21 protein-coding genes are annotated in these 25,748 nt (G+C 65.5%); 8 read left to right on the forward strand and 13 right to left on the reverse strand.

The window, feature by feature from the left end; genetic code table 11:
* Positions 1 to 31 precede the first annotated feature (31 nt).
* The 5 genes from ACR0R4_RS02220 to ACR0R4_RS02240 all read right to left on the reverse strand — a co-directional run bounded on the left by ACR0R4_RS02220 (position 32) and on the right by ACR0R4_RS02240 (position 5,921).
* Entirely contained in the window at positions 32 to 841 is an 810-nt protein-coding gene (locus ACR0R4_RS02220) for an endonuclease domain-containing protein (RefSeq protein WP_433645706.1), read from the reverse strand.
* A gap of 417 nt (positions 842 to 1,258) precedes the next feature.
* Positions 1,259 to 2,917 (reverse strand): LpqB family beta-propeller domain-containing protein, encoded by a 1,659-nt coding sequence (locus ACR0R4_RS02225; RefSeq protein WP_433645707.1) that lies wholly within the window; start codon positions 2,915 to 2,917, stop codon positions 1,259 to 1,261.
* 44 nt (positions 2,918 to 2,961) lie between these two features.
* Positions 2,962 to 4,659 (reverse strand): MtrAB system histidine kinase MtrB, encoded by a 1,698-nt coding sequence (gene mtrB / locus ACR0R4_RS02230; protein WP_433645708.1) that lies wholly within the window; start codon positions 4,657 to 4,659, stop codon positions 2,962 to 2,964.
* Positions 4,660 to 4,662: 3 nt separating this feature from the next.
* The gene (mtrA, locus tag ACR0R4_RS02235; protein ID WP_433645709.1) at positions 4,663 to 5,346 is read right to left on the reverse strand and encodes an MtrAB system response regulator MtrA; all 684 of its coding nucleotides are present in this window, start codon (positions 5,344 to 5,346) and stop codon (positions 4,663 to 4,665) included.
* 98 nt (positions 5,347 to 5,444) lie between these two features.
* On the reverse strand, positions 5,445 to 5,921 hold the full coding sequence (locus ACR0R4_RS02240; RefSeq protein ID WP_433645710.1) for a metallopeptidase family protein: 477 nt from the start codon (positions 5,919 to 5,921) through the stop codon (positions 5,445 to 5,447).
* Between the two features lie 22 nt (positions 5,922 to 5,943).
* On the opposite strand from ACR0R4_RS02240, the gene ACR0R4_RS02245 reads away from it, so the two are divergent.
* Positions 5,944 to 6,348 carry a DUF3499 family protein gene (locus tag ACR0R4_RS02245; RefSeq protein WP_433645711.1) on the forward strand — a complete coding sequence of 135 codons (405 nt, stop codon included), beginning with the start codon at positions 5,944 to 5,946 and terminating at the stop codon, positions 6,346 to 6,348.
* On the opposite strand, the gene ACR0R4_RS02250 is transcribed toward ACR0R4_RS02245, so the two are convergent.
* The 4 genes from ACR0R4_RS02250 to manA all read right to left on the reverse strand — a co-directional run bounded on the left by ACR0R4_RS02250 (position 6,345) and on the right by manA (position 12,649).
* On the reverse strand, positions 6,345 to 7,751 hold the full coding sequence (locus ACR0R4_RS02250; RefSeq protein WP_433645712.1) for a DUF5719 family protein: 1,407 nt from the start codon (positions 7,749 to 7,751) through the stop codon (positions 6,345 to 6,347). The two genes, ACR0R4_RS02245 and ACR0R4_RS02250, sit on opposite strands and share 4 nt — an antisense overlap.
* Positions 7,748 to 10,705 (reverse strand): glycosyltransferase, encoded by a 2,958-nt coding sequence (locus ACR0R4_RS02255; protein WP_433645713.1) that lies wholly within the window; start codon positions 10,703 to 10,705, stop codon positions 7,748 to 7,750. Before ACR0R4_RS02255 ends, ACR0R4_RS02250 begins: the two co-directional genes overlap by 4 nt.
* Positions 10,706 to 10,762: 57 nt before the next feature.
* On the reverse strand, positions 10,763 to 11,080 hold the full coding sequence (locus ACR0R4_RS02260; protein ID WP_433645714.1) for a WhiB family transcriptional regulator: 318 nt from the start codon (positions 11,078 to 11,080) through the stop codon (positions 10,763 to 10,765).
* 303 nt (positions 11,081 to 11,383) lie between these two features.
* The gene (gene manA / locus ACR0R4_RS02265; RefSeq protein WP_433645715.1) at positions 11,384 to 12,649 is read right to left on the reverse strand and encodes a mannose-6-phosphate isomerase, class I; all 1,266 of its coding nucleotides are present in this window, start codon (positions 12,647 to 12,649) and stop codon (positions 11,384 to 11,386) included.
* 100 nt (positions 12,650 to 12,749) lie between these two features.
* On the opposite strand from manA, the gene ACR0R4_RS02270 reads away from it, so the two are divergent.
* From ACR0R4_RS02270 to ACR0R4_RS02280, 3 genes are all read left to right on the forward strand, one after another.
* On the forward strand, positions 12,750 to 14,114 hold the full coding sequence (locus ACR0R4_RS02270) for an O-antigen ligase family protein (RefSeq protein WP_433645716.1): 1,365 nt from the start codon (positions 12,750 to 12,752) through the stop codon (positions 14,112 to 14,114).
* Between the two features lie 58 nt (positions 14,115 to 14,172).
* The gene (locus ACR0R4_RS02275) at positions 14,173 to 14,535 is read left to right on the forward strand and encodes a hypothetical protein (protein ID WP_433645717.1); all 363 of its coding nucleotides are present in this window, start codon (positions 14,173 to 14,175) and stop codon (positions 14,533 to 14,535) included.
* A 112-nt stretch (positions 14,536 to 14,647) separates the two neighbouring features.
* On the forward strand, positions 14,648 to 15,130 hold the full coding sequence (locus ACR0R4_RS02280; protein ID WP_433645718.1) for a GyrI-like domain-containing protein: 483 nt from the start codon (positions 14,648 to 14,650) through the stop codon (positions 15,128 to 15,130).
* A gap of 147 nt (positions 15,131 to 15,277) precedes the next feature.
* Here ACR0R4_RS02280 and galE read toward each other — a convergent pair whose 3' ends face one another.
* From galE to ACR0R4_RS02300, 4 genes are all read right to left on the reverse strand, one after another.
* Positions 15,278 to 16,291, reverse strand: coding sequence for a UDP-glucose 4-epimerase GalE (gene galE / locus ACR0R4_RS02285; RefSeq protein WP_433645720.1), 1,014 nt, complete (start codon positions 16,289 to 16,291; stop codon positions 15,278 to 15,280).
* A gap of 47 nt (positions 16,292 to 16,338) precedes the next feature.
* Entirely contained in the window at positions 16,339 to 17,862 is a 1,524-nt protein-coding gene (locus ACR0R4_RS02290; RefSeq protein WP_433645721.1) for a DUF2142 domain-containing protein, read from the reverse strand.
* An 85-nt stretch (positions 17,863 to 17,947) separates the two neighbouring features.
* Positions 17,948 to 19,336, reverse strand: coding sequence for a glycosyltransferase family 4 protein (locus ACR0R4_RS02295; RefSeq protein ID WP_433645722.1), 1,389 nt, complete (start codon positions 19,334 to 19,336; stop codon positions 17,948 to 17,950).
* A 90-nt stretch (positions 19,337 to 19,426) separates the two neighbouring features.
* Positions 19,427 to 21,208, reverse strand: coding sequence for an ABC transporter ATP-binding protein (locus ACR0R4_RS02300; protein ID WP_433645723.1), 1,782 nt, complete (start codon positions 21,206 to 21,208; stop codon positions 19,427 to 19,429).
* Positions 21,209 to 21,386: 178 nt separating this feature from the next.
* On the opposite strand from ACR0R4_RS02300, the gene ACR0R4_RS02305 reads away from it, so the two are divergent.
* From ACR0R4_RS02305 to wecB, 4 genes are all read left to right on the forward strand, one after another.
* Positions 21,387 to 22,244: a hypothetical protein gene (locus ACR0R4_RS02305; RefSeq protein WP_433645724.1), complete on the forward strand. Its 858-nt coding sequence runs from the start codon at positions 21,387 to 21,389 to the stop codon at positions 22,242 to 22,244.
* A 129-nt stretch (positions 22,245 to 22,373) separates the two neighbouring features.
* On the forward strand, positions 22,374 to 23,528 hold the full coding sequence (locus tag ACR0R4_RS02310; protein WP_433645725.1) for a glycosyltransferase family protein: 1,155 nt from the start codon (positions 22,374 to 22,376) through the stop codon (positions 23,526 to 23,528).
* Positions 23,525 to 24,685 carry a glycosyltransferase family protein gene (locus ACR0R4_RS02315; protein WP_433645726.1) on the forward strand — a complete coding sequence of 387 codons (1,161 nt, stop codon included), beginning with the start codon at positions 23,525 to 23,527 and terminating at the stop codon, positions 24,683 to 24,685. The genes ACR0R4_RS02310 and ACR0R4_RS02315 overlap by 4 nt, the downstream gene beginning before the upstream one ends.
* Entirely contained in the window at positions 24,682 to 25,746 is a 1,065-nt protein-coding gene (wecB, locus tag ACR0R4_RS02320) for a non-hydrolyzing UDP-N-acetylglucosamine 2-epimerase (protein WP_433645727.1), read from the forward strand. The genes ACR0R4_RS02315 and wecB overlap by 4 nt, the downstream gene beginning before the upstream one ends.
* Positions 25,747 to 25,748: the final 2 nt, after the last annotated feature.

Consider the following 25,748-nt stretch of genomic DNA (forward strand, 5'->3'; position numbering starts at 1 on the left):
TACTCACCAGACCCCGCATTCTGCAGTTCTCCTAGCGAGCGGGAGACCTTCCACGCGCAAGCGCACGCTGAATCAACCCTTGGACCTCTGGCCACCGATGCACTACCTGCTCATACGAGCAGCGGATCACCTGATAGCCGCGAAGCATTAGCTCTGCATCGTGTCGAATGTCTTCGGTACGCTGCGCCCCCACGTGGTGACCGCCGTCAATCTGCAGCACCAGCCAGCCATCAATCAGGAAGTCGACTCGATGTCCATGAATCCAAGCCTGCGGTTCGATAGGAACTCTCAACCACTGCAGCCTGACCCGCACAAACGTCTCCAACCCGGAATCTGAATACGGCTGACTTTCCTCGAGGAGCCGACGAGATCTACCCCTGTACGACAGGTAGGCAAGGGATTGCAGATCCACCATCTTGGCGTGAAGCGCCGATTCCCAAACCGCGAGCGCAATCTCGAACGGCTGGCACATGCCGACAATATCCAAGACATTTTCAACGGGATCGAACAGTGCCCCCGGCTCTCGCTGCAATACCGGTTGAGCCCAGTGAATAACACCCCGGCGATCTTTGACTTCTGAATGTGGATGTGGGGCCGCCAGATGCGGCGCATCTTCGTGGAGGACCCACAGCCCCAGCCTCTTTGCCTGCGTGATGCAGGTGAGGATAGTACCTGTGCTCGCCGCGAGGAGGAGCTGAGGGTCAGCTTCAGGAAGGGCGACCCACCCGCGGCGGACTGATCGAATGGTGCCGGCCTTCACCTCCAATTTCAGGTGATATCTGCTCACACCCAGATCAACGAGCTTGGACACGGGGGCCACTCCGCCGAGCTGACGCAACATTGATTTTGGGTGCATACCTCCAGCTTGGACTCCCCTCCGAGGTTCAACTGCTCCAGGCGAGTATCTGTAGAGAAGTTGCAGACGTATCTCCAGATTTCGACCCTGTGCGCGGGATGTCTTCGAGCAGCCGAGCACAGGGCTCTGGGCTCTGGGCTCAGGGAGAGCGACCAGCAGACTCACCGCGCGGCCTGACTGGGGTCTTCCGCTTACTCGGACCTTTCGGATATCCAGGACCCATATGGCCGATTTGCTCCTGGATTGTGCAGATCTCCGAGCGACGGGAAAGAGGGAGAGAGGGAGAGGGAAAGGGAGAGGGAGGGAGGGAGGGAGGGAGGGAGGGAGGGAGGGAGGGGCAGAGAGAGAGAGGGAGGGAGGGAGAGGCAGAGAGAAAGAGGGAGAGGGAGAGGGAGAGAGCCCTTACCCTACCTTCGCCACGAGGGCGATCCCGTCGAGCTGCCGCTGCCAACCGCTGCCCTGCGGGGAGTAGAGCCGACCGTCGTCGTCGAGCACCCGCAGCAACGAGCGGATCCCCCCACCGCTCACCGCCACCGCTCCGGGCACGGTGCCAGATTCCACCGCGAACTGCCCGAGTACCCCCTGCGTGAGCTTGCCCGAGACCCCGTTTCGTGTGAGCGCAACGAAGCGCTCATCATCGATCCAGTCAAGATCAATTGGGGTTCCCGCGGCCCAGAGTTCAACACTCGCGGCACCTGTGAGCGCGAGCGGCACCCCGGCGGCATCGCGCGAGATTCCCCCAACCAGCACCTTGCTCTGCTCCGGTGAAGCTGAATCTACGACCAGCACGGCCACACGATTCCCGCCCTGCGACACACGCACGGCCACCGGCTGTCGACCGCCCAGCCATGGCATCTGCAGTTGCAGGGTCCGTTCCCCCGGCTTCGTGACCAGAATCTCGCCCGGGCTCGCGGACGAGTAGCTCCACACATATCCGAAGCGGTCGAGGCTCGGCGCGAGTAACCCCCCACGCAGATCGACCTGCACCTGGTCGTCGGGCGACACCCAGCTCACGATGCCCTGGTGCAGCACGGCCGCACTGCCCCGATCGGGTGCGAGCGTCACAGCGCTCGGCTGCAGCTGGGCGATCCTCGTACCGATGCCTGGGAGCAGCGTCACCTGCCCGGCCCGAATCTGACCAAAGACCCCGTCTTTCAACGCCGCAACATACAGGTTCTCGGCGGTCGGGGAGGTCGTGTCGGCGGCGACCACTGGGCCCTGATCAATCAGCGAGCCGTTGACGAGCAGCTCGAATCGTGCCACGTTCGGCACCGCCTGCAGGCTCGCCCCGAGCTGCCGCTTCACGAGTTCCATGGTCGTGGCATCGGCATCGAGCAGCTCGGCCGAGAGGTCGATTCGCGCAGTCCCATCAACCACGGGCACGGCGCCGGCGGCGAGCGCGGTACCGGCCGGCATCGCGCTGTGCAATACCTCTACCATCTGCTCGGTCGGCCCGGCGAGCAGCTCACCCACCACCTGGGTGCTGATGGTGGCCCGGTTCAAGAACCAGCGCGTGTCAGACACCAGGCGGTTGTCTGCGCTCAAGAAATAGAGTTGCAGTGGGGTCCAGACCGCCGCAAAAGTGCTCTTGTCCAGGATGATCCCGGCCGGCGCGGAGGCGATCCGCCACTGACCACCGATCTCGGCGAACTCGAACCGCACCTCGGTCGCGGCACCGGGCCCCACGCCTTGCAGGGTTCCCCGCTCGTCGACGCTCGCGATCACCGAGAGTGAGAGCACCCCCACGTTTTCCTCGGCCTCGCGGTATTGCTGCGTGCCCTCATCGACGAGAACCCCGAGCGAGGGATCCCATTCGTCGGCGTACTCCGGAGCGAGAAACTCACGCGCGGTCGCATAGTCGTCGGCGCTCGACGCGGCGGCGCTCACGAAACCCCGCACGATGTCTTCTTGGCTGGCATCTTCTGTGGGTCCACCAGGATTGAACTGCACGGGCTGGTCGGCCTGGCTCAGGCTCTTCAGGCCCTCATTCACCGGCCCCGAGCTCGGTATCGCCTGGCATCCCGCCAGGCCGAGGCTCACACAGACCAGCAGCGTCGCCAAGCTAACGCGCGTTCGCATTCTCTGGTGGATCGCCCGCCGTCGCACTACTTCTTCCCCTTTGTGACGTTGCGCCAGGGGCGGCGCAGCCAGCCCCCGGTCGCCTGCGGGTCACCCTCGTCGGGGGTGACATCGTCGGGTACGAGCGGGATGGGTGAGACGAACGCGGCGATCTGATCGCCGCGCGGCAGGGTAAGACGAAACTGCGACCCCTCGCCGAGCCTCGACCAGGCCTCGAGGAGCCCGCCATGCACTGCAGCGTCTTCACGGGCGATTGCGAGCCCGAGCCCCGTGCCCCCGAGGGTGCGCTTGCGCGACGGGTCGGCGCGCCAGAATCGGTCAAACACTCGGTCGACGTCGTCGGGTCGCAGTCCCACTCCCCAGTCGCGCACCGCGATCGCAATGGCTGAGGCATTGGAGTCGATGGTCACCACAATGGGCTTCCCCTCACCGTGTTCGATGGCATTGCCGACGAGGTTTGAGACGATTCTGCGGATTCGGCGCGCATCGACATCGACCGCGCCGTAGCCGCCCAGCGGCCGCACCTCAATCAGGCTCGATGACAGGGGTTGCAGGCCGTCCACGACCGTCTGCGTCAGCATGACAAGGTTCGTGGGTTCGGTCTCGAGTGTGACGCGCCCGGCATCGTAGCGTGAGATCTCGAGGAGGTCGGCGAGGAGCGTCTCGAAGCGATCGACCTGGGTGCCGAGCACCTCGATGGCTCGCGCTTGCGGGCAATCGGCCATGGCGCTGCCTTTGAGCACCTCGGCGGCGAGGCGAATCGTGGTGAGTGGGGTGCGCAGTTCGTGCGACACATCAGATACGAAGCGCTGTTGCATCTCCGAGAGCTCATCGAGCTCATCGATGCGTGCCTGCAGGGTGTCGGCCATGTCGTTGAAATTCTTGGAGAGCACATCAAAGTGCTCATCGTTTTGCAGCGGCATGCGCGCGTCGTTCTCCCCGGCCGAGAGCCGCCGACTCGTGTCGGCCGCCGCGCGGATCGGCCGAAACACGATGCGCGAGATGCTCCACACGAGCGCCCCGATCAGCAGCATCAGAATCAACGCGGTGAACGACAGCGTGCGCGTGACAAACCCGAGGGTTTGCTCCGTTTCCGCCATGCTGTACCCGATGAAAAGATCGTAGGTGCCGGCCCCCGCGGGGAACACCAGGCTCGATGCCACGAGCACGCCCGGCACCGGGTTTCCCACTTCGTCGGCGAGTGTCACCGCCTGCCAAAATTGCGGCGATTCCCCCTTAAGCAGGGCCTCAGACAGATCCGGGCTCACGGCATCAACCACCTGCGTGGAGGTGTAGAAGTCGGCGGGAGCCTGCGGTGACGTTTCTTGCCCGGGTTGCCGGCGCACGTAGATCAGCCCGCTCGATGACGTGTCTTGCACGGTGCGTCGCACTGAAGTGACGAGCGCGGAGAGCGCCCCCCGGTCGCTCGCGTCCGACGCATCGACAAGCCGCTGCGCCGCGAGCGTTGCCCGCGCCGAGTCTTGCAGCACTTGATCGCGGCGCGAGTTGTAGAGGTCGTCGCCGATGCTCGTGAGAATAAACGTTCCGGAGATGAGAATCATCACCCCGGTGATCATGCCCGTGATGGTCATGGTGCGCAGCTTCAGCGACCGCGACCAGCGCCGCCGCAGCGGGCCGAGCACGGGATTGGTTGTGCGGATCCACCCGATCTTGAGGCGGCGCAGCCGCAGCACCAGCTGCGAGCGACCGGTGCCGCTCGTCATGCGCTAGTCGCCGGTGCCGCCGGCGCGGTAGCCCACCCCGCGCACGGTGGTCACGATGGTCGGGCGGTCGGGATCTTGCTCGATCTTGGCGCGCAGCCGCTGCACGTGCACGTTCACCAGGCGCGTGTCGGCCTTGTAGTGATAGCCCCACACCTTCTCGAGCAACACCTCTCGCGTGAACACCTGCTGCGGCTTACGCGCCAGGATCACGAGCAGGTCAAACTCTAGCGGTGTGAGCGAAATGGGCTGGCTACCGCGACGCACCTCGTGGGCCGCCACGTCGATGTCGAGGTCGCCGATGCGCAGATTCTCACCGTTGACCTGTTGCGGCTCCCGCAGACGCGCCCGAATGCGCGCGATGAGCTCAACCGGGTTGAACGGCTTCACCACGTAGTCGTCGGCTCCGGCTTCGAGGCCGCGCACGACGTCGGTCGTGTCGCTGCGCGCGGTGAGCATAATGATCGGCACACCAGATTCCGCACGAATCTGAGTGCACACTTCGATACCGTCGATGCCGGGCAGCATCAAATCGAGCAGCACGAGGTCGGGGCGCCCCTTCTGAAACAGCTCGACCGCCTCAGTGCCATCCGACGCGTGCTCGGTCAGAAACCCCTCGCCCTGCAGCACCATGCCCAGCATTTCTGACAACTGCCTATCGTCATCGACCACCAGTATGCGTGCGCTCATGCTCCCATTATGTCTGCTTCTGGGCTGCGGATCGCCGATTCAGACCTGTAGTCCTCCTGTGAGCGGGCTGTGCTCGCTGCGCGGCGAACCGGCCCGACCTAGAAGTGATCGAAGCGCCCTGGCAGCACGTCCCAGGGGCTCAGCCCCAGGTACTCGCACACCGCGCGGTGCACGCAGTGCTCAACGAACAGCCTCCGATGCTCGGCATCGTCGACGTGCAGACCCCGGGCGCGCTGAATGGGCATGCGGAAGAGGATGATGGTGCGTGCGGCCCGATCCACCGCGTAATACAGCGGCTGCTCGCTTTCACCGTTGCCCGTGGGCGCGGTCGCGAAGCCGATGTGCACGCCCTGCAGTTCGTCGCCGAGGTGGTGCTGCAGCAGGTGCAGCGCGCCGCGCGCGTCGAGCTCGAACCGGGCAATGCGGCTGTCGGGGTTGGGCAGCTGGGAACCGGACGTCGATGAGCGGATCGGCCTGCGCCCGTGCCGCTTCGCCGGTGCGGCAGGTGCGCCGAATACCGGCGGCACTCCCGCCGCGCCTCCCGGCTCACCGCGCCGCTTCGACCGCCCAAACATGCAGCCAGTCTACGCTGAGGGGGTGACCCCCGATGATCCGCACAGTTGGCTCGAACCCGACGCGCACGAGGCTGCGAGCGAGGCCGAGGCGCCAGTTTCGCAGTCGGATCACACGCATGCTGACCACGCTGGGGTGGATCACGCCGGCGCAGATCGTGCAGCCGCGCGGGCGCACGATCGCCTGTGCGCGCGAGTCAGTTGCGGCGCGGTCGCCGAGGCGACGCTCACCGCGGATTATCCCGACCGGGTGATGGCGGTGGGTCCGCTGAGCCCGCTGCGTACGCCCCCGGCGCTCGACCTCTGCGCCCGACACCGCGACGCGCTCACGCCTCCCGACGGGTGGGAGCTCATTGCGCACGACAGCTCGGCACCAGGCCAGGCGCAACCGGCACCGTCCGCCTCACCCGCGGCGCACCCGGCCGCCTAGCGGGTAAAGACCGTGATGGTGCTCGCGCGCTCGTTGAGCTCGATCACGGGGTAGCCCGCGATGTTGCCGCCCGCGGCCAGCCGCACGCCCATGACGATCGGCACGTCACTCGTCACGAGGGCCGAGGCGGGTGCCTGTGCGATCGCCGCTCCGCCGGCTGGCACCGTGAGTCGCGAGGCCGCACGATCACTTTCTATGGCGGTGTCGGCGATGCGCACCTCGGCGGCCTCGGTGCCCGGGTTCACGAGCACGAGCTGCCCACCGGGAACGACCGCCACGGCGATCTCGCTGTCGGCGTCGAGGAGGGGTGCCGGGGCGAACCATGCGTAGTCATGCTCGGGGCCCTGATCGGCGGAGCCAAATGCGCCACCCACCAGTGGATCGGAGGCCGTAATGATGGCCGCGTTCGCCTCTTCTGGCCAGTGCGCGATGGGCACATCAGCCACCGCGGTATCGCCGTACTCGATGGTTGCCAGGTCCTCGCTCGAGCCGTCGGGGAACAGCGCACGCACGCTCGCGGTGCCCGATTCCCCACCGGGCGCGAGCACCCGGAAACGCACCGAGAATGGGTCAAGCTCGCCAGCATCGCCCGGTCCGTGATCGTGGTCGCTGAGATTCGTGAGACCTGGAATCACTAGGGTCGGGTTGGGTGCGATCTGCCTCGTCGCGGTGTCGACCGCAAACGAAGTGAGCTCAGTAACGTGGGCCACGCCGAGGGTTGCCGTGACTGCGGCACCGGTGCTCACGATGCGCACCGCGAGCTGCTCACGCCCGGGCGCATACCCATTCATCGACACCACGCGATCGCTCCCCGCGGGCACGAGCACCCCACTGGTTTGCTGCGAGTCGACCGCGCCGTTCTCATCGAACACGGTGAGCTGGACTGTGGCTGGAACCGCGGAGGGGTTGCCGAGGTTCACCGTGGTCGTGATTCCCAAGGTGGTGGCACCGCCGACGAGCCACTGCTCGTTCGTGGGTTCTGCACAGGCGCTCGCGCTGAGTCCCCGCAGAGTGTCGGTCGTGACAGTTTGCGTCTGCGCAGCGGCAAAGCGGTCGCCCGCGGGCACGCCCAGCACCTGCGGGGCGGTGCCCCCGGCCTCTTGCCGCAGCAACTCGCCCTGTGTCGTGAGCGTGCCGGCCACGGTCACCGCGGCCTCCCCGACCGGAATCGAGGTGGAGGGCCGGGTGGGATCCGCCCCCAGCACTGCGAATGCGCCGGCGCACACGATGTCGCGTTCTGCACCCTGCATCGTGTCGACGGTGAGAGCCACGGGAGAGCGCTCGATCGTGGGCAGCGGCGCGGTGCCGAGCACCAAGACGGCTGCGGCTGAAACAGCCAGAATGACCAGCCCGGTGGTAGCTCGCAAGCTTCCGCGCAGCACGCTGTTGGTTTTCTCGCTCATCGCGCGCTCCCCTCGGTGGGCTCTTCGGGCAGCGGATCGGCCCGCTCTTCGGCGACCTCGGCCTCGGTCGGGGCTCCGGGGGCGCCCACGGCGAGCCTGCCTGGCTTGCGGCGCCGCTCGGGGCGCTCGGTGACCTCGCCGGTGGGCAAAGCGAGGAGGAACATTGCAAGCAACACGACAACCTGCACCCACCACACGGCCTGACCACTGAAGTTCGTGCCGCTGAGCCAGGCGTTCGTATCTGCGGGTTCGGTGGTGACCGCCTCAATTTCGACACCAGACACCCGCCAGAGCAACCCGTGACTGGTCTGCCCGGCGCTCGTGAGCGCCGCACTCTGATCGAACGCGGCCTGCAGCAGGGCCCGCTCGGTGCTGTCGCCGTCGAGATTCAGCAGCACGAATCCGACACCTGCCTCGGCGAGATTCGCCTGCAATTCGTCGTCGTTGCCAGTGCTGGCGAGGTCGCCGACGAGCTGGGCGATCCACTGGTCTTCATCGGTGGACTGCGTGACCCGGTCGGCCGTGCGCACCTGATCGAGGCGCAGCCCCGTGCCCGTCACGAGCTCGGCGCGCACCGCCTGCTCGCCGGTGGCAGTGAGCACGAGCGTGCGTTGCCCAGGATTCACAGCGCCGGCCGCCTGCACGAGGGCGGGCATCTGGGTGCCACCCGCGGCGAGATCGGTCTGGGCGGTCGCCAGGCGAATCGCGATGGGCGACACCGCGACGAGTGCGAGCACGAGACCAACGGCGACGACGGGGGCGGCGGCGCGGCGCAACACGGTGGTGCCGATGCCAGCGAGCCCGAGTACCGCGATCCAGTACAGCGCGAGCCCCGAACCCGTCCATAGCGCCACGGGGGCTGCGCCGTCGCTGAGCAACTGCAGCTTCGACGAGAAGACGGCGGTGAGGAGGCCAAGCCCGCCCAACACCGCGTGCAAGACCGTGAAGTGCACCTTGCCGGTGACAAGACCGAGCACCGCGAGCAGCACGATGGGCAGCAGGAGCACCCCGACGAGCAGCGTGGCGGGCGGGCCGCCGAGACCGATGGTGTCGAGAATCCCTCCCCAGCCGTCGAGCCCGAACTCAGGGAACCCGAGCATCAGCTGCCACGGGTTCGCCGGGGCAAACGCGGTGGTGATACCCGGGTCGAGCAGCAGATTCAGCGGATCCGCGGTGAGGGTCGCGACAAGCTTGGGGGCGAAGAGCACGAGCGGGGCGAGTGCGGTGGCAAGCACGCGAGCGATGCCGCGCACCGAGCTGACCAGCCCGACCACCAGCAGCACGAGCGCCGCGGGAATCAGCACCGGTGCACACGCCAGCGCGATCGCGGCGAGCAGCGATGCAACGCCCGCCCAGCTCCACGACTCGCGGCATCTGGTGGCCGCGAGGAGCAGCCACGGCAGCACGACGGCGAGGATCAACGTGGGGAAACGACCCGCGTCAAGTGAGCCGAGCAGCACCGGGCTGAGCGCCCAACCGAGGCCCACGAGCGCGCGACCCGCGGGCGATTCGGTGAGCTGCGCGCCCCAGATCCAGCCACCGAGCGCGGCGAGCGGAATCGCCGCGACCGTAAAGAGCACCACCGCGTGCGAGGGGTTCCAAAACGTGAAACTGCCGAGCACCGCGAGTACCCAGGCGAAGGGATCCGCCGGAACGCCCTCGATCGTTCGCGTGTTCTGCCACAGCTCGCCGATCGGGCTGAGCGGGGCGAGCCCGCCGCCCAGCAGGCTGGTCTGCGTGACCGCCCACCAGCACAGCGCAAGTGCGGCGACGATCGACGCGCCAAAGACCGCGAGTCCCCCGGTCTGGATGAAATGCAGCTCGCGTGCGAGTCTGCCCTGCGACGCGAGAATCGCCTCGCGATCGATCATGCGCGCGGTGCGCACAGATTTGGGGTCGATGCGCAGCGGGCGCACGGCGGCCCACCCCGCCTGCTGATTTGCCCTGATCCGCCGCCTGGAAGCGAGGAGTGCACCCGGCCGGAAGAACACGCGCAGCGCCGCGGTGAACTCGCCGAGCATGTACCCGGGTTGTTCGCGGATCAGCGCCCAGCCGACGCGAGCCACCGCCACAAACGGCAGCCCGAGCCACATGAACAGCGCGAGCAGCCCCGGCGCATAGGCGATGCGGCGGTGCAGATGCGAGGTGCGCGCCTGCCGGTGCGCGACACGCATCACCCGGCGCGACCGGTCGACTCGCGGACCCGCGATACCCAGCTGCGCAAAACGCACCCGAGACGCAGGCGCAACGATCACGCGGTACCCGGCGAGCCTCGCACGCACGCTGAAGTCAAGACCGTCGTCGTAGACGGGGAGCGCGGGGTCAAAGCCATCGAGCTGCGCCCATACGTCTCGGCGCACCAGCATGCCGACCGGGCCGACGCCCAGCACGTCTTGTAGGTGGTCGTACTGCTGTTGGTCGAGTTCTTGTCGGCGCAGCAGCCACCGCTCACCACCGTGGGTGAGGCTTTGGCCCAGCTCGATGATGCGCTCGGGGTGATCCCAGTCGACGAGCTTTGGCCCGGCGACGGCGACCGACGGGGAACGCTGCACGGTGGCCAGGATGAGCTCGAGCGCGCGAGGTTCGGGCGCCGAATCTTCGCTGAGCAGCCACAGCCACTCACCGAACGACGCACCGGTTGTTCTGGCGTCTGGCGTGGTTGCTGATACGTCTCGCGTGGATGCGGCGGCGGCTTGGGTGGTCGCTGCGTGGTCTGCGGGGATCACCGAGACCCCCCGACGCACCGCCTCGCCAAAAGGGAGCTGCCCGCTGGCCGTGACGATCCGCTCGATGCCCGCCTGAGCGAGTTGCGCGGCGACCTTCTCGCTGCCGCCCGTCACCACCGCGATGATGCGGTCGGGCGCGCGAGTTTGCGAGCTCAGGCTCGCGATGGTTTGGTCAAGCCAGTCGCCGCCGGAACGGGCGACGAGAACGGCGGTCACTGTGCTGCGCATATCAAGCCAAGACTAGGCGCGTGGCGAGCGAAGGCCGGTTTTCGGTGCGGCGAGCCTTCACACCGCGTCGCGGCGCAGCTTCCGGCGCTCGCGCTCGGAGAGGCCGCCCCAGATGCCAAAGCGTTCGTCGTTTGCGAGCGCGTAATCGAGGCACTCGCTGCGCACCTCGCAGCCGTCGCAAATGCGCTTTGCCTCGCGAGTGCTCCCGCCCTTTTCGGGGAAGAAGGCCTCGGGGTCAGTCTGCGCGCACAGGGCGTCGGTCTGCCAGGAGAGTTGTTCGTCGTCTTCGGTGCGGCGCACACCGGGCAGGCCAAGGTGAACCGGGTCAACAAACCAGTTACTCGGTACCTGCGAGTTCAGAGAATGCTGCGTCATGCTGTGCGCTCCTCTCTCTTCGGTGTCGGGGTTCGCCGTGCTGGTTCGCCGCGCTTCCATAATTACATCGGTGTGGTTCGCTCAAGTCAAGCCGGAAATCTTAAAGCCTCAAGTGTTACTTGAGGCTTTGCGACACGCCGAGACTATGCGCTACTGGGTGGTGGGCTCCAACATGGGCCGCACACCTTCACCCGGCTGCCCCGGCCCCGCACCCCCGTCGGGGATCTCACTCCAGTCGGGCGGAATCAACCACATCCATCCGACCAGAGTCATATCCCCGACGGTGCTGTGCGGCGGGGCGGATCAGGCCCAGCCGTCGCCCACCGTCGCCACGAAGGCCTCGCCCGCGCCGCTCAGCTCAATCGGCTCCCCCGACGAGACGTACAGCGACTGCCCGCGGCGCACACTCGCCACCTCACCGTCACCAGGCCGCTCAACACGCACCCGCCCATCGGTCACCACGAGCACGAGCGGGTGCGGTGCATCAAGCACCACGGACTCGGCGCGATCCGCACTTTCGAGAAAGATCTCTCCGGTGTTGCTCTCGATGTCGCCCGGGGCGCGCAGCCTCGCACGCATGAGCTTGAAGTCCGGCACGGCTGGCTCCCACGCCACGAGGCCTCGGCAGACCTGGCGCGCGGCGTGACGGGGCTCATCAAGCTCCGCCGGGTCGGTCACCTGCAGCAACTCGTCGACATCAATGTGTTTCGGCGTCAGCCCGGCGCGCAGCACATTGTCAGATGCCGCCATCACCTCGACCGCAAGCCCACTGAGATAGGCATGCAGCTGCCGCGCACCCAGGTAGATTGCCTCGCCCGGAGCGAGCCGCACGAGGTGCAGCAGCAGCGACACGAGCACCCCGGGGTCGCCAGGGTAACTGGCGGTGAGGTCGCGCAGCGCCGCGAGGCGGTGTGCGTCGATCCACGCACCTTCGTCGGCGCGCACGGCCGTGTGGATCGCGCGAATCGCAGCACCCACGTCGTCACCGCCGCGCAGCGCCCAGGCGAGAAACTCTGAGCGTGCGGCGCCTGGCCGCCCGGTACAGCGTGCCGCCGCTCCGGCGAGCGCCTCACGCCCCGCGCCAGCCGGCGCGGCCGCGGTGAGGGCCCGCAAATCGGCGCGGGCCTCGGAGAGGTCTCGGAAACCACTGAGCGCTGACACCTCACTGAGTGCGACGAGCAACTCGGGTTTGTGATTCGGGTCGCCGTAGTTGCGCTCGGGTGCATCGCGCGGCACGCCCGCTGCCTCCTCACGCGCGAAGCCCGCCTCGGCCTGCGCGCGGTTGGGGTGTACCTGCAGCGACAGCGGGCCGCCGATCGCGAGGATCTTGAGCAAGAACGGCAGTTGCCCGCCCCCCACTCCATAGCGATCGGGATCCGCCTCGATGAGGTCGATGAGGGTGCGATGCACCGGTGTCGCCTTCGCAACCGTCGCGGGCGCGCCCGGGTGTGCCCCGAGCCAGAGCTCCGCTTGCGGCTCGCCAGTGGGCGCGGTGCCGAGCAACTCGGGCAGCGCGTCGCGGGAGCCCCAGGCGTACGCACGCGGGGCATTTTCGATGAGGATCAGCATGATGGGTATGGCAACACGAGCGGCGGAAGGGCTGCGCCGTCAGGCGCAGCGATCCACGAGCGAAACGAGCGGAGCGCCGCCATGAACTACCATACCCACTATGGCCAGAAGCAAGACCCGATTGGGTGTGAGCGCGTTCGCGATCGTGGTCTTCGCCTTCACGCTCGGCGGCAACGGGGTGCGGTACATCGTCGGGTTGCCCGCGTTCTTCGTGCTCTGCGGGGTGATCTTCGCGGTGAGCATCGTGCTCGTCGTGAAGGTGAAGCCCGAGCGCTTTCGCTGGTACCGGCTCCCCTCGCCCATCTACTGGTTTCTGATTCTCGCGGCGCTGTCGATCTTCTGGTCGGCCTACCAATTCGAGTCGGTGCTCGGGGTGATCACGCAGCTCGTCACGACCGCTGTGGCGGTGGTTCTCGCGTTCGTGCTGAGCTGGCACGAACTGCTGCGCACCTTCGCGACGGCCCTGCGCTACGTCATCGGGCTGTCGTTCGCGTTTGAACTGTGGGTCGCCTGGGTGGTGCGCGAGCCGCTGCTCTCGTGGTGGGTTGAGCAGCCCGAGGGCAAAGAACTCAACATCCTGTATTGGAGCCGCGACCTGCTGTTTGCGGGTGGCCCAATTCAGGGGCTGGTTGCGAACTCGGTGCTGTTCGGATTCGTCGGCCTCCTGGGCCTCATCGTCTTCGGCATTCAGTTACGCGCGGGGCTCGTGCGCACCGGGTTTGGCTGGTTCTGGGTGGCGATGGCGGTGCTCACGCTGCTGCTCACGCGCAGCGCGACCGTGTGGGTAGCGCTCGCCGCCGTGCTGGTGGCGCTCGCGTTTGCGCTGTGGGCGCGGCGCCTCGGGCCCGAGCGCCGCAAGCGCGTTTACTTCACGGGTGTCGGTCTCGTGACGGCGGCAGCGCTTGCTGCGATCTTTGCCCGCGACGCCCTCTTCGGCCTCCTCGGAAAGAGCGGCGACCTCACCGGCCGTGCCGACACCTGGGCCAAGGTGTGGCAGCTCATCGAGCAGCACCCCTGGTTCGGTTGGGGCTGGGTGAGCTACTGGCCCACCTGGGTGGAGCCGTTTGACGGGCTCGACACGAAGGCCGGCATCCCGGTGATGAGCGCACACAACGCGTGGATCGATGTCTGGCTGCAGCTCGGCCTCGTGGGTGTGCTGGTATTCGCCCCTCTTGTTGCGCTGACCCTCATGCGAGTCTGGTTTCGCGCGGTGGATCAGCCCCGGCGCGGGCCGGGGCCAGCTCTCCCGTACGCGACCAGCGCGCTGTGGCCGTGGCTCGTCATGGTGGCGCTCGTCGTGCAGTCGATCACCGAGAGTCGTCTCCTGATCGAGAGTGGCTGGCTGCTGCTCATTATCTTCGCGGTGAAGTCGCGCTATGACTTCGAGCTGCCCTCGCAGGAATCGGAAGAGAAGCGGCTGCCGTGGCGGCGGGTGCCGATTCCGCGCGCATCGACCGTCGAGTGAGAGGCACCCCCTCCAATTCCGAGGCAAGGCGCACAGGGAATGACGTTACGCTTGAACCGTGAACTTGCCCACCGAACGCCTCGAGCAGCTACGCGCATTCGCGCGGATTGAGCGCGACGCGATCCTCGAACGCGAGGGACGCAACGGCGAGGATCCGCTACTCACCCTCATCGACATTCCGAGCGTCGACGAGTTTGTGGTGCGCGAGCTTGAGAACGAGATGCTGGAAGAGCGGGGCCAGTTGGCCGAGTTTGCGATGGCACGGCTCGCGGGGCGCGGCACCGCCGAAGACGCGCCAGCCCACCGCACCAACGCCGACGAGCTCGAGTTCGCGCTGCTGCGCGAGATCGCCGAGACCTGCCCCGACCTCACCATCGCGGTGTGGCAAGTTGTGGGCCGCCTGCAGGGGCTTTCGCAGTAGCTCAGGCCTCTCGTTAGCTCGTTCTGCGAGACGTCTCACGCCGCACCCTTGCCGTCTCCCGCGCGGAGTCTTACCCTGGGTGCACATAGCTACCTAGTGGATCGAGACCCCCATGTCAGAGCAGCTCACGCCCGAATTGGTCACGAACCCCGAACTGCACCTCGCATCGGTGCGGGCACGGGTGAAACTGGAAGAGATCCGCGGCCTCTTCGATTCTGCATTTCCAAAGATCTTCGCCGCCCTCGGTAAGGCTGGCATCGCGCCAGCGTCGGCGCCGCTCGGGGTGACGCACGGCGAGCCTGGGGAGTCCTTCGACATGTCGGTCGCGGTCCCGGTCGCCGTGGCATTCGCAGGCGACGGCGAGGTTCACGGCGAGACCATTCCGGAGGGTCGCGCGGCACGCCTGCTCGCACTCGGCGACTATGACGGCCTCGGAGCGGCTTACGGCAAGCTCTACGCGTGGATCGAGGAGCAGGGTTTCGTGCCCACCGGCCTCGCTTGGGAGGAGTACCTCACCGAGCCCGAACCCGACGGTGACGCTTCGAAGAACGAGACGATGCTCTGGGTGCAGGTGTCGCAACCCGTCGAACCATAAACTCGCGCGCACAAGTCCGTCACGTACGTCGAAACGTCACAATCTGCTGCCCAGCACCTGGCAGCACAGCAGATTTTGGCCTCTCAGCGAAGATGGAGGTCGAGAGAGGCCGAGATAAGGCGCGAGCAAGCAGCCGGGCGCTGCCACCTACCCCGCGTACCCCCGCGGGTTCGCCGACTGCCACGCCCACGCATCGCGGCACGCCTCGGCGAACGACCGCGTCGTGCGCCACCCGAGCCGCGAAAACGCGAGGGCGGGATCCGCCACCACCGTCGCGAGATCACCGGCTCGCCGCGGGTGGATCGCGTACGGCACCGCACGCCCCGAGGCCGCCTCAAAGCCCCGCACGGCTTCGAGCACGCTCGTGCCCACGCCCGACCCCAGGTTGAACGCCTGCACCCCGGGCTCGGCATGCGTGAGCGCGGCGACGTGCCCCTCGGCAAGATCCATCACGTGAATGTAATCGCGCACCCCGGTCCCGTCGACCGTCGGGTAATCGTCACCAAACACCGCGAGGCGCTCACGCCGGCCCACCGCGACCTGCACAACAAACGGCATGAGGTTATTCGGGATCCCGCTCGGGTCTTCGCCAATGCGCCCTGAGGGGTGTGCGCCGACCGGGTTGAAATAGCGCAGGTTCACGGCGGCGAGCACGGGCCAGGCCGCGGCCGCGTCGCGGATGATCTGCTCGTTCATCGCTTTCGTCCAGCCGTAGGGGTTCGTCAGCCCAACGCCGACGGGGTGCGTCTCCGCGATCAGCGGGGTCTGCGGGTCGCCATAGACCGTCGCCGACGAACTGAAGACGAGCCGGGTCACGTCGCGCTCGCGCATCAGGTCGAGCAGCACGAGGGTCGAGTCGAGGTTCACGCGGTAGTAGCGGGTGGGCTGCTCGACCGACTCCCCCACGGCTTTCAGACCAGCGAAGTGGATCACGGCATCGAACGCGATGCCGTCGAGCCCGGCACGGGTGGCGTGCGGGTCGGTGAGGTCGGCCTGCACGAAGGTGATCTGCTGCCCCGTGAGTTCCTCGACCCGGCGCACCGACTCGCGGCTGCTATTCGAGAGATCGTCAAGCACGACCACCTCGTGCCCCTGCTCAAGCAGAACGAGAGCCGTGTGACTGCCGATGTACCCGGCACCGCCGGTGAGCAAGACGCGCATGTTCACCATGCTATCGGGGCACTCGCATCACCTGTGTGTTGGCTATGTCAGAGGGCAGCCTTCGTCTCCAGCTTCGCACTCTTCATCCGAGCACTGTCCGAGTGCAGGAACACGAAGAGGCCCATCAGCATCAACACAAACGCCAAACACCCGAGCAACCAAACGGTCATTGGTTGCAGGGGCATGCTCCACCACCACTCGATGTCGGCGTTGAGGTTGAACGACGAATCCCCCAAACCCGAGATATATCTCCGCATGTTGTTGTGCAGCGAGAGTGCATAGGCCAGCGCAATCCCGGCGAAAATCACGCCCGTTTGTAACCTGTTCAGTCCGAGGGTGTCGCTGGTGAAGCCCACCACGACCACGCTGACACAGATCACCACAAGCGGGAGCAGGTACCGAGGCTGCACCTGGTCACCGACGCGAGCGTACAAGCCATACAGCACATAGAGGGGAACCGCAATGAGCGCGAGCAACGTCAACGAGATGGCGATTCCCTTGCGCCAATTCGTCACTTGCAGCCCCCAGAGCACCACTGCGAACAGCAACCCGATCATCACTACCCACACCGAGTTGGGCACCGGCGTATCGAGCCATCCAAGCGCCCACGTGCCGGTGCCGCCCGTCCACAGCCAGGGAAGATCAAGGAAATTGGCCAGCACCGTGCCCCACTGCGAGACCGGCTCAACCGGATCGGCGCTGGATCCACCCGCACCCGCTAGCCCGACCGCGGCCCCGGCCGTTGCTGCGCCGGTGGATTGCGTGGCAGTCAGGAAGAAGAATGCGCCGATGATGATGAGTCCCAGCGGAAGGAGCGCCCGTTTCAGCCAGCTTCGGCTCTTCTCAAACGCGAGGATCGCCGCGATGACCCCACCGAAGGCCACGTAGACCGCCGAATCCCCCCGCGCACCAGCACCCATCGCTCCCAACACCACGGCGAGGGCGGCGAGCGCCGCGGCTCTCGGCCGCGATGCTGCGGTGAAGAAGCCGTATGTGGCGATCCACACAGTGAGACCGGCGAGCACTGCCCAACTACTCGGGTTGACACTCGGAATGATGAACACCCCGAGCGGAACCAGCGTGACGAGCGCACCCCAGATGATCGGGCCGCGTTGCCCCGGCCTCAGGAGGGCGATGATCGCCGATACGGCCCCGACGAACACCGCAGCGTTGAAGAGACGCATGAGTACGGTCGAAACTGCGATGTCAGGGCTCGCGAACATGCCCATCACCGCATAAAACACCGGCGGGTAATGACCGGTGAAATTGCCCCGCGAGGTACTGACGTCGGTCTCGTCCGTCACCCAGCACGCGGCGCTCTTCTCGGCAGAGCCCCAGAAACAGTCCGATGCTTCCACCAGGCGTTCCGGCACGACTCGTTCGTCCTCGGTATCGCCTGGAGCGCAGAGGTCAGCTCGCTCGCCCCACGCGCACCAGATGCTCGCAAGATGGTAATCGTCGTCGGGGGCCGCGCCGACCGGCGACGCGATCGCCCAGGCACCCAAACCGATGAAGGCGAACACCGCGGTGGCCACGGCTAGGGCGAATCGTTGCCACCGGCGTAACTTCATGCGTGCGCGCTCCTCGTTCAGCTCTGCGTGTGCTGCAAGAATGCTATCCGAGCTGATGCAGACGAGACCGAGAAGACCCGCAGCCTCACCGTCTGCCAGCGAGGCGAAGCAGGAAGGTGCGCTGCGCCTCGGTGTGTCGCCAGAACGTCGTGTGGCGCAGTCGACCCACGTAGCGCTTCGCTTGCGACCTGAGCGGGGAGCTCCGCAGCTCGCGGTCCGCCGCGGGCGCCGGGGCAACGCAGAAATCGATGAGCGGGCGCAGTGTCCTGCTCCAGGTGAAGGTCTCCCCGAATGTCCGCACGCGACCTGAGGTAGCTGCGAGATCGGGTCCATAGAGCACCGACTCGATGGCCAGCGCAAGCCCCTCCACGTCTTCCGGCGCAACGACCGCACCCAGCTCGTGCTCACGAATGAGCCCCGCGAACGTATCACCATCGGTCGCTACGATCGGCAGGCCGGCCCACAGGTAATCGAGGATCCGAGTTCGAAAGCTGAACGCGGTTTCGACGTGCTCGAAGTGGGTACTCACGCCGAGATCGGCGTCGAGCAGGTAGTTCACCCGATCGTCGTAGTCCACCCACTCGGTATTGAAGAAGACGTGCGAGTCTCGCAACCCGAGGTCATCGGCGAGTTGCATCGCTGCGGCCGCCATGCGCATGGCCGGAACCTCGGGGTTTGGATGCTTGACTCCGAGAAAATACAGTCGAAGCTTCGGGTGGCGATCCACCAGTTGCGCCACCGCTCGAATCAGAGTGAGCGGATCAAACCAGTTGTAGATCCCTCCTCCCCAAATGATCACTTGATCGTCAGGGGCGATGCCCGGCACCGCCCCCTTGATCGCGTGGCGAGTGTGCTCGGCGGGTGTGTCCGAGATGCCGAATGGGGCGACGTCGAGCAGCTGGCGCAGGCTCGGGTCGCGGTCGTAGTTCGGCGGGTTGATCCGCGCGAGGCTTGCCAGGTGCCCCAGCCAGAAGTCTCGCTGCTTTTCAGATGCGCACAGCATGTAGTCGGCGAGTTCCAACTGCACATTCAGTACTTCTGAGATGTACTTCGTCTGCTTCACCCGGTTGCGCGGGGCATGGTCCTTGCCCTGCTCAAGAAACTCCAGGTGCATGGGGTCATAGATATCGGCAACGATGATGGTGTCGGTGGTGCGGATCCACGGGAACGTCGAGAGCGTATACCCCTGGAAGACCAGCACTTCGCACCAGTCCACGAGCGTGCGCAGCGCGGCCTCGTCAACGGCGGCGACGAGAAACTCCCCGTGTTGCAGCGTTGAACCCTGGGTCGAGACCAGGCGCACATCGCACACGGCGTGCAGCGCCTTCGCCATCTCCCAGGCCCGAATCGCGGGCCCGGCCATCTTCGCCCCGAGCACATCACCCGTCACCACGAGCACGCGAGTGCGTGCACGGCGGCGGCTGGATTCCGCGCCCGGAGACGGTGCGGCTGAAGGTTCGGTGCCTGTGCTCATCGGAATCATCCTAGCCAGGAGGCCCCGCTACCTCGAAGATCCCTCACCTCGGCCCGACGTGCTGTGCCCACCCGGTCGGACCACACACACTCAGTCAGCGAGCCCGGCGAGCCGTGCCTGCAAGGCAAAGTCGGGAACCTGAGACACCACCTCATCGAAGGATCCCTTGCCACGAATACGCCCCCTGTCGAGGTAACACACCTGATCGTATTCACGGATGGTGGCGAGCCGGTGGGCGACCGTGATGAACGTGACCTCGCCCTGCAACTCACGCATGGACTGCGTCACCCGGCTCTCGGTGGCGGTGTCAAGGGAACTGGTGGCCTCATCCATCACCATGACCAGCGGGTCTGAGTAGAGGGCCCTGGCGATACCGATCCGCTGCTGCTGGCCTCCCGAGATCGCGTCGCCGCGCTCGCCGATGCGCCGGTTGAGCCCATCTGCGCCTCTCGCCAACGCGCTCAGATGAGCGCGTTCGAGTGCACGGTGCACCCGAACCGGATCGTACTCCGCCTCCCAGGTGAGCGCGACGTTCTGCGCGAGGGTCCCGTCGAAGAGCGCCACGCGCTGCGGCACGTATCCCACACGCCTGCGCCACTGGGCAAGCACCTCTGGCAGCGGAATGTCGTCGAGGAACAGTCCACCGCTCGTGGGCTCGCTGAGCCCCAGGAGGATGTCGATGAGGGTCGACTTGCCGGCCCCCGAGGGCCCGACAACCGCCAGACTCGACCCGATGGGGATCGTGAGCGAGATCCCGTCAAGCACGTCTTCCTCTGCGTCCGGGTAGCGAAAGCTCACCCCACGAAGTTCCAGCTGCCGCGGCGCCGCCGGGAGTACCCGAGGGTCTGCAACGATCCGCTCGACCTTATCACCTGGCTGATCTTGAGTCAGTTCCCGGATCACGTCGAGCGCGTACACCTCGTTTGCGGCGGCGGAGGTGAGACACGATTGGATTCCGTTCAAGGCCGGGAGCACACGGAAACCGGTGACCGCGAACAGGCCGATTGCGACAGTGGCTCCCCCCAGCCCACCCATGACGTAGGCGACCCCACCAATCAGCAAGACCCCGAGGATCAATGCAGCCTCGAACGCATACTTCGGCACCTGACTGAGGAACGCCATGTCGGCCCGAGCATCGGTCGCGACCCGTCGCTCACGCGACACGACCCCACTGATCTCCCCCAGCTTGTTGCGGAGAGTCACCTCTTTGAGCGCGTCCACCATCTCGGTCATGATCGTGGCGATGCGATAGACCAGGTTTCGGTTGGTCTCGCCAGCACGCTTGGCCTTGCGACCCACCAGCCGGGTCATGAACAGGGCGACCCCGAGGAGATAGACCATCGCGATCAATGCGGTCACCGGTTGCGCGATAACCAGCACCAGAATGGTGGCGAAGAACGTCATCACATTGCCGGGAATCATCGAGATCTGCAGCAAGAAACCCAGGTTGGTATTTGCCATCGAAGTGTCGACGATTCGCGTGACCTCGGGTGTGCTGAGCTGTGAACGACGTTCCCAACTCGAATGAATGTAGGAACTGAAGAGACGGTCGCCGACCTCAAGCTCATAGCGAGCGAACCGACGCGTGGCCCTGCGATGGAGCACCAGCGCAAAGACGCTCTTCGACACGAACAACACGCAGATCGCCACGACCAGGGCCGGAGTGGCCGACTGCGGCACCTCGCCGATCACGGGAAGTTCGAGACCACGGCCTGTGGCGATCGGCGCGCTGACCACGATGATCAGTGCGAGCGCGACAGAGTCTAGGATCGCGAGCATCCCCGTGAGTACGGAGTACCCGACATAGAAGCGCTTCGATCCCGTGGGGAGCACTTTGAACAGCTCGTTGAGCGTGTTCCACAGGCTTTTCACCGATCGATCCTCCGTAGCTTCCTCGTGCCGCCGAGCCTACTCTGCCCCTGGCTGTGAACCGCGGCGGGCGCTGTGCGCCGCCACATCCTGAGTCTGGAGCAGGAACACCGCATCTATCAATGTATTCCTCATGCCGATACGATCCAGACAACGTCAGCTACTCAGTCAGGGAGATCCGATGACAGTCCTCAAGCGCGTCTCCTCCTTCGCCATACTCGGCCTCGCGGCCGCCACCATATTGTCAGTTTCTGCGTGCATTACGTCTGCTCCTCGGGCGCCAGACGAGGGCCCTGCACCCACGCAGACGGCTCCTACCATCCCCGCGTCGGCAGCGGAACTGATCGGTGTGTGGCGGGCACCGGAACCCGCAAACCAAAATGCGTTCGTGGAGTTCACCGACTTCGGGCAGTGGCGCGCATCTGATGGCTGCAACAACACATCGGGGGGATGGACGCTCGAGACGGACGGAACGTTCAACAGTCTCGGGGCTGGCGCGATGACCCAGGTTGGCTGCAACAACGTCCCGATCCCCGAAGGCGTGGCCAGCGCCGAATCGATGCACATCGACGCGAACGGCCGGCTCATCGTCCGCGGCACTGATCGAAAAGTCATGGTTCTGGCTCGCGAGAGCACCGGAGCGCCATCATTGGTGGGACGATGGGCGGGGCCAGGCTCGGCGTCAGAACTCGTCATCATCGACTTTTTGCAAGACGGCAGCTGGGCCGGGCGCTGGGGCTGCCACGAGTTCACGGGCACCTGGGAATTGGGCATTTCTGAAGATCTCTACGCGAGATACCTCACCTCGGCGAGCTTAGTAGGTGCTGGTCCGGTGTTACTCAGCATCGGCTCGGCACCCGCCGAGGAACTCCCGCAGTGTGTCGACGGCACCATCCCCAATTTCCCCCTCGCCTATGACACCGGGTATTGGTTCCAGATGACGCAGGACTCATTCTGGATACTCCCGGTTCTCGGCACAACGGACATACCTTCGGTCATCCCCACCTACTATCGTTTGGCGGCCGGCGAGCAGGACTGAAAACTCATTTGCGCGCGCGTTGAGGGCTGAGAATGGCGGATCACGCCGCGGCTAGAATGGAGCCATGCTGCCGGTTTCGTTCTGCTTCGCACTTACACGCTCAGATACTGATCGATCGGCGAGCAGTCGATGAAGCCGCGGCTGCTGATTCTCTCCTTTTATGACATCAGCATCGACCCGCGGGTCATGAAGCAGGTCCGCAGGTTCGCGAATGACTACGATGTGACCACCTGCGGCCCCGGGCCTCGCCCACATCCCCTTGTGACGCACGTTGAACTGGATCCGAGTTTTGTGCCACATCGGGGGCGAATGAGGCAGTACCTCGATGAACGGGCACGAGAGCGTGAGAACTTTGCGTGGACGTACCGTCGTCTCCCCATCGTGGTGCAGACTCGTCAGCTCCTTTCTGGCAAGCAGTTTGATGCAGCAATCGCGAATGATGCGGACGCAGTTGGCATCGCATCTGAGCTGGTCGGTGCGAAGCGAGTCCATGCTGATCTTCATGAGTTCTTCCCTGGCCTCCCGCAGCCTGACAGCAAGCTCGGGCGCCGCCAGACACGGTACTGGGAGTGGCTGGTACGCACGCACTGTGCACCAGCGGCTTCCGCGACAACGGTGGGCAAACTGATCGCCGAGCGCTACGTGGCTTATGGAGTGCACAGTGGGGTCGTGACGAATGCGTCCCCCCCGCAGCGGTTGGCGGCGCACACAACCCGATACCCGATCCGCCTCGTACACAGCGGGAATCCTTTTCGAGATCGGGGCCTCGAGTCGATTATGCGCGCGGTTGCACGCACCCAGGTCGAGGTGACCCTTGACCTCTATCTCATGAAGCAGAACGTTGCTGAGTTGGCCGAGGTCGTGGAGCTTTCGGCCATGCTGGGCCCACGTATTACCGTGCACGACCCGGTCACCCAAGATCGGCTCATTGAGACACTCAATACGTATGACGTCGGCATTCACGTCCTGCCCCCCACGAGCGAAAACAATGCCCTGGCGTTGCCCAATAAGTTCTTTGATTTCGTTCAGGCACGCCTCGGCGTCATCGTTGGCCCATCACCCGAGATGGCCCTTACTGTGCGGGAACACGACCTCGGTTGGGTCACCGAGTCATTTGAGGAGGATGCAATCGTGCGGGTCCTTGACTCGCTGACCCCATCAGCGGTCGACGCACGAAAGCACGCCTCAGATGCCGCGGCATTCGAACTCTCTGCGCAGACTCAGGTTGAAGGCTGGGCAGACGCAATCGCGCAGATCGTCAAGACGCAGGGAACCCGCTCGTGAGTCCACGCATTTTGATCGTTTCGTTCACCGACATCGGTCGAGACCCGAGGGCGATCAAGCAAGTTCGCGCCGCGTTGGAGGTGGGACAGGTCACCACGTGCTCGTTCGGGCCCTCACCGCATCCGGACGTCGAGCACATCCAGCTCGACCCAGCGGGATTCTACGCCACCGGAAGGCTGATGCAGTTCCTCGACACTCAGGCCCGTGAGCGAGAGGCCTTCGCCTGGTCGTACCGGCGGATCCCCTATGTGCGGCAAGCGGCGGCCGCGTTGCGAGGCCGAACGTTCGACGCTGCCATCGCGAACAATGCGGATGCCGCGCGTCTCGTCACCGGGCGGGTACCGCGCAATGCGCTCCACGTGGACCTGCACGAGTACTTTCCGGGGCTCGTTTTTGACGATGGAACGGAAGAGGCCCACCGCCAGCAACGGTATCTGAATTGGTTGCATGATCGTGCGGTGCGGGGAGTCTCGTCCACGAGCGTTGTCTCTCCGCTCATTGCCGAGCAGTACCGTGAGCTCGGCATCGACCCCACTGTGGTCACGAACGCCGGACCCTCCTGGGAGCTTGCCGCGTCACCGGTGAGTACCCCGATCCGCTACGTCCACAGCGGAAACTCACAACCTGGCCGCGGGTTGCGGCGAACCATGCGCGCGATCGCGCGCGCAAAGAGAGATGTCACCCTCGATCTGTACCTCGTACCAAATGATCCGCTATTTCACAGGGGACTCGTCGATCTCGCAGCGCAACTCGGGGATCGAATCACTATCCACCCGGCAGTTCCACAGGCTGAGATCGTGCCAACGCTGAACCAACATGACGTGGGCATCTTCGTCCTCCCTCCGACGACGTTGAACAGCAAGTATGTGCTTCCCAACAAGTTCTTCGACTTTGTTCAAGCTCGCCTCGGAGTCTTGACCGGACCGTCCCCAGAGATGGCCGGGCTCGTGACACGGCACCAACTGGGACGGGTCACCTCCGGTTTCGAAGAAGACGACATCGTCGCGGCAGTCGAGTCGTTCGATGCCTCTGAGGTGGGTGCTGCCAAACTAGCGTCCGCTCGCGCAGCCGCAGAACTCTCCGGCGACAGCCACCATCACTTCTGGGTACAGACCGCCCGCCGCCTGCTCCACGAAAACGAGAGGGGAACCCCGTGAAAGTCTTGAGTGTTGTCGGGGCACGCCCCCAATTCGTGAAGCTCGCTCCCATCGATCACGCGATGCGCGAAGCGGGTGTCGAACACGTCATCGTGCACACCGGTCAGCACTACGACCCCATGCTTTCCGACGTGTTCTTCACCGAGCTCGGCATCAGTGCTCCGAATGTGCATTTGGGGATCGGCAGTGGATCACACGGAGCGCAGACGGGCTCAATGCTCACCGCACTCGATCCCATTCTCGACGAGCATCAGACCGATTGGGTGCTGGCGTATGGAGACACGAACTCCACCGTCGCTGCGGCGCTGAGCGCAGTGAAAATGCACCTCCCCTTGGCCCATCTCGAGGCGGGGTTGCGGAGCTTCAATCGGCGGATGCCGGAAGAACACAACCGGGTCGTCACGGACCACGTTGCGGACCTGCTGCTTGCGCCCACGGAAGTCGCGATGGGCCACCTCGCGCACGAGGGTCTCGCAGCGAGATCGGTACTCGTGGGCGATGTGATGACCGACGTGCTGCTCTCTGCACGCGACAGGGTATCGCAGCGAAATTCCTCACTATTCGGTGACCTCGCTGGGCCTGGCGAATACTACTTGGCAACCCTTCACCGCGCCGACAACACGGACGATCCTGAGCGCCTGGCTGAGATTGTTTCGGCGCTGGCCGCGCTCGATTCCCCGGTGATTCTGCTCGCCCACCCGCGACTCATCGCGAAGGCCGCCAGCCACGGCATTGAGCTCGCACGCGGAATGCTGCACCCCCACGCGCCACTGGGATACAACGATTTGGTGGCGGCAGCGCTCTCAAGCGCGGGGGTCATCACCGACTCCGGCGGTCTCCAAAAGGAGGCCTTCCTGCTTCGGGTGCCCTGCACCACTCTCCGCACCGAAACCGAGTGGACGGAAACGATCGATCTGGGCTGGAACGTACTCGCCCAAACGCACAGCGAAATCGTCGCGGCGGTCACCCGCCCCCGCCCGGCAGACACCGAGGCGGTGCCCTACGGTGACGGTCACGCCGCGCAACGAGTGGTCGCAGAGTTGCTCGACCGCGCCCGATGACT

The organism is Leucobacter fengyongliangi (genome assembly GCF_050971685.1).
Classification (GTDB): Bacteria; Actinomycetota; Actinomycetes; order Actinomycetales; family Microbacteriaceae; genus Leucobacter.

Excerpts from the sequence above, each read along its gene's own strand:
- mtrA (WP_433645709.1), bottom strand. The coding sequence starts at position 5,346 with ATGAGCGCACGCATACTGGTGGTCGATGACGATAGGCAGTTGTCAGAA.
- ACR0R4_RS02280 (WP_433645718.1), top strand. The coding sequence starts at position 14,648 with ATGTCAGAGCAGCTCACGCCCGAATTGGTCACGAACCCCGAACTGCAC.
- ACR0R4_RS02270 (WP_433645716.1), top strand. The coding sequence starts at position 12,750 with ATGGCCAGAAGCAAGACCCGATTGGGTGTGAGCGCGTTCGCGATCGTG.
- ACR0R4_RS02250 (WP_433645712.1), bottom strand. The coding sequence starts at position 7,751 with ATGAGCGAGAAAACCAACAGCGTGCTGCGCGGAAGCTTGCGAGCTACC.
- ACR0R4_RS02260 (WP_433645714.1), bottom strand. The coding sequence starts at position 11,080 with ATGACGCAGCATTCTCTGAACTCGCAGGTACCGAGTAACTGGTTTGTT.
- ACR0R4_RS02290 (WP_433645721.1), bottom strand. The coding sequence starts at position 17,862 with ATGAAGTTACGCCGGTGGCAACGATTCGCCCTAGCCGTGGCCACCGCG.
- manA (WP_433645715.1), bottom strand. The coding sequence starts at position 12,649 with ATGCTGATCCTCATCGAAAATGCCCCGCGTGCGTACGCCTGGGGCTCC.
- ACR0R4_RS02310 (WP_433645725.1), top strand. The coding sequence starts at position 22,374 with ATGAAGCCGCGGCTGCTGATTCTCTCCTTTTATGACATCAGCATCGAC.
- galE (WP_433645720.1), bottom strand. The coding sequence starts at position 16,291 with ATGCGCGTCTTGCTCACCGGCGGTGCCGGGTACATCGGCAGTCACACG.
- ACR0R4_RS02255 (WP_433645713.1), bottom strand. The coding sequence starts at position 10,705 with ATGCGCAGCACAGTGACCGCCGTTCTCGTCGCCCGTTCCGGCGGCGAC.
- ACR0R4_RS02220 (WP_433645706.1), bottom strand. The coding sequence starts at position 841 with ATGTTGCGTCAGCTCGGCGGAGTGGCCCCCGTGTCCAAGCTCGTTGAT.
- ACR0R4_RS02305 (WP_433645724.1), top strand. The coding sequence starts at position 21,387 with ATGACAGTCCTCAAGCGCGTCTCCTCCTTCGCCATACTCGGCCTCGCG.
- ACR0R4_RS02295 (WP_433645722.1), bottom strand. The coding sequence starts at position 19,336 with ATGAGCACAGGCACCGAACCTTCAGCCGCACCGTCTCCGGGCGCGGAA.
- ACR0R4_RS02240 (WP_433645710.1), bottom strand. The coding sequence starts at position 5,921 with ATGTTTGGGCGGTCGAAGCGGCGCGGTGAGCCGGGAGGCGCGGCGGGA.
- mtrB (WP_433645708.1), bottom strand. The coding sequence starts at position 4,659 with ATGACGAGCGGCACCGGTCGCTCGCAGCTGGTGCTGCGGCTGCGCCGC.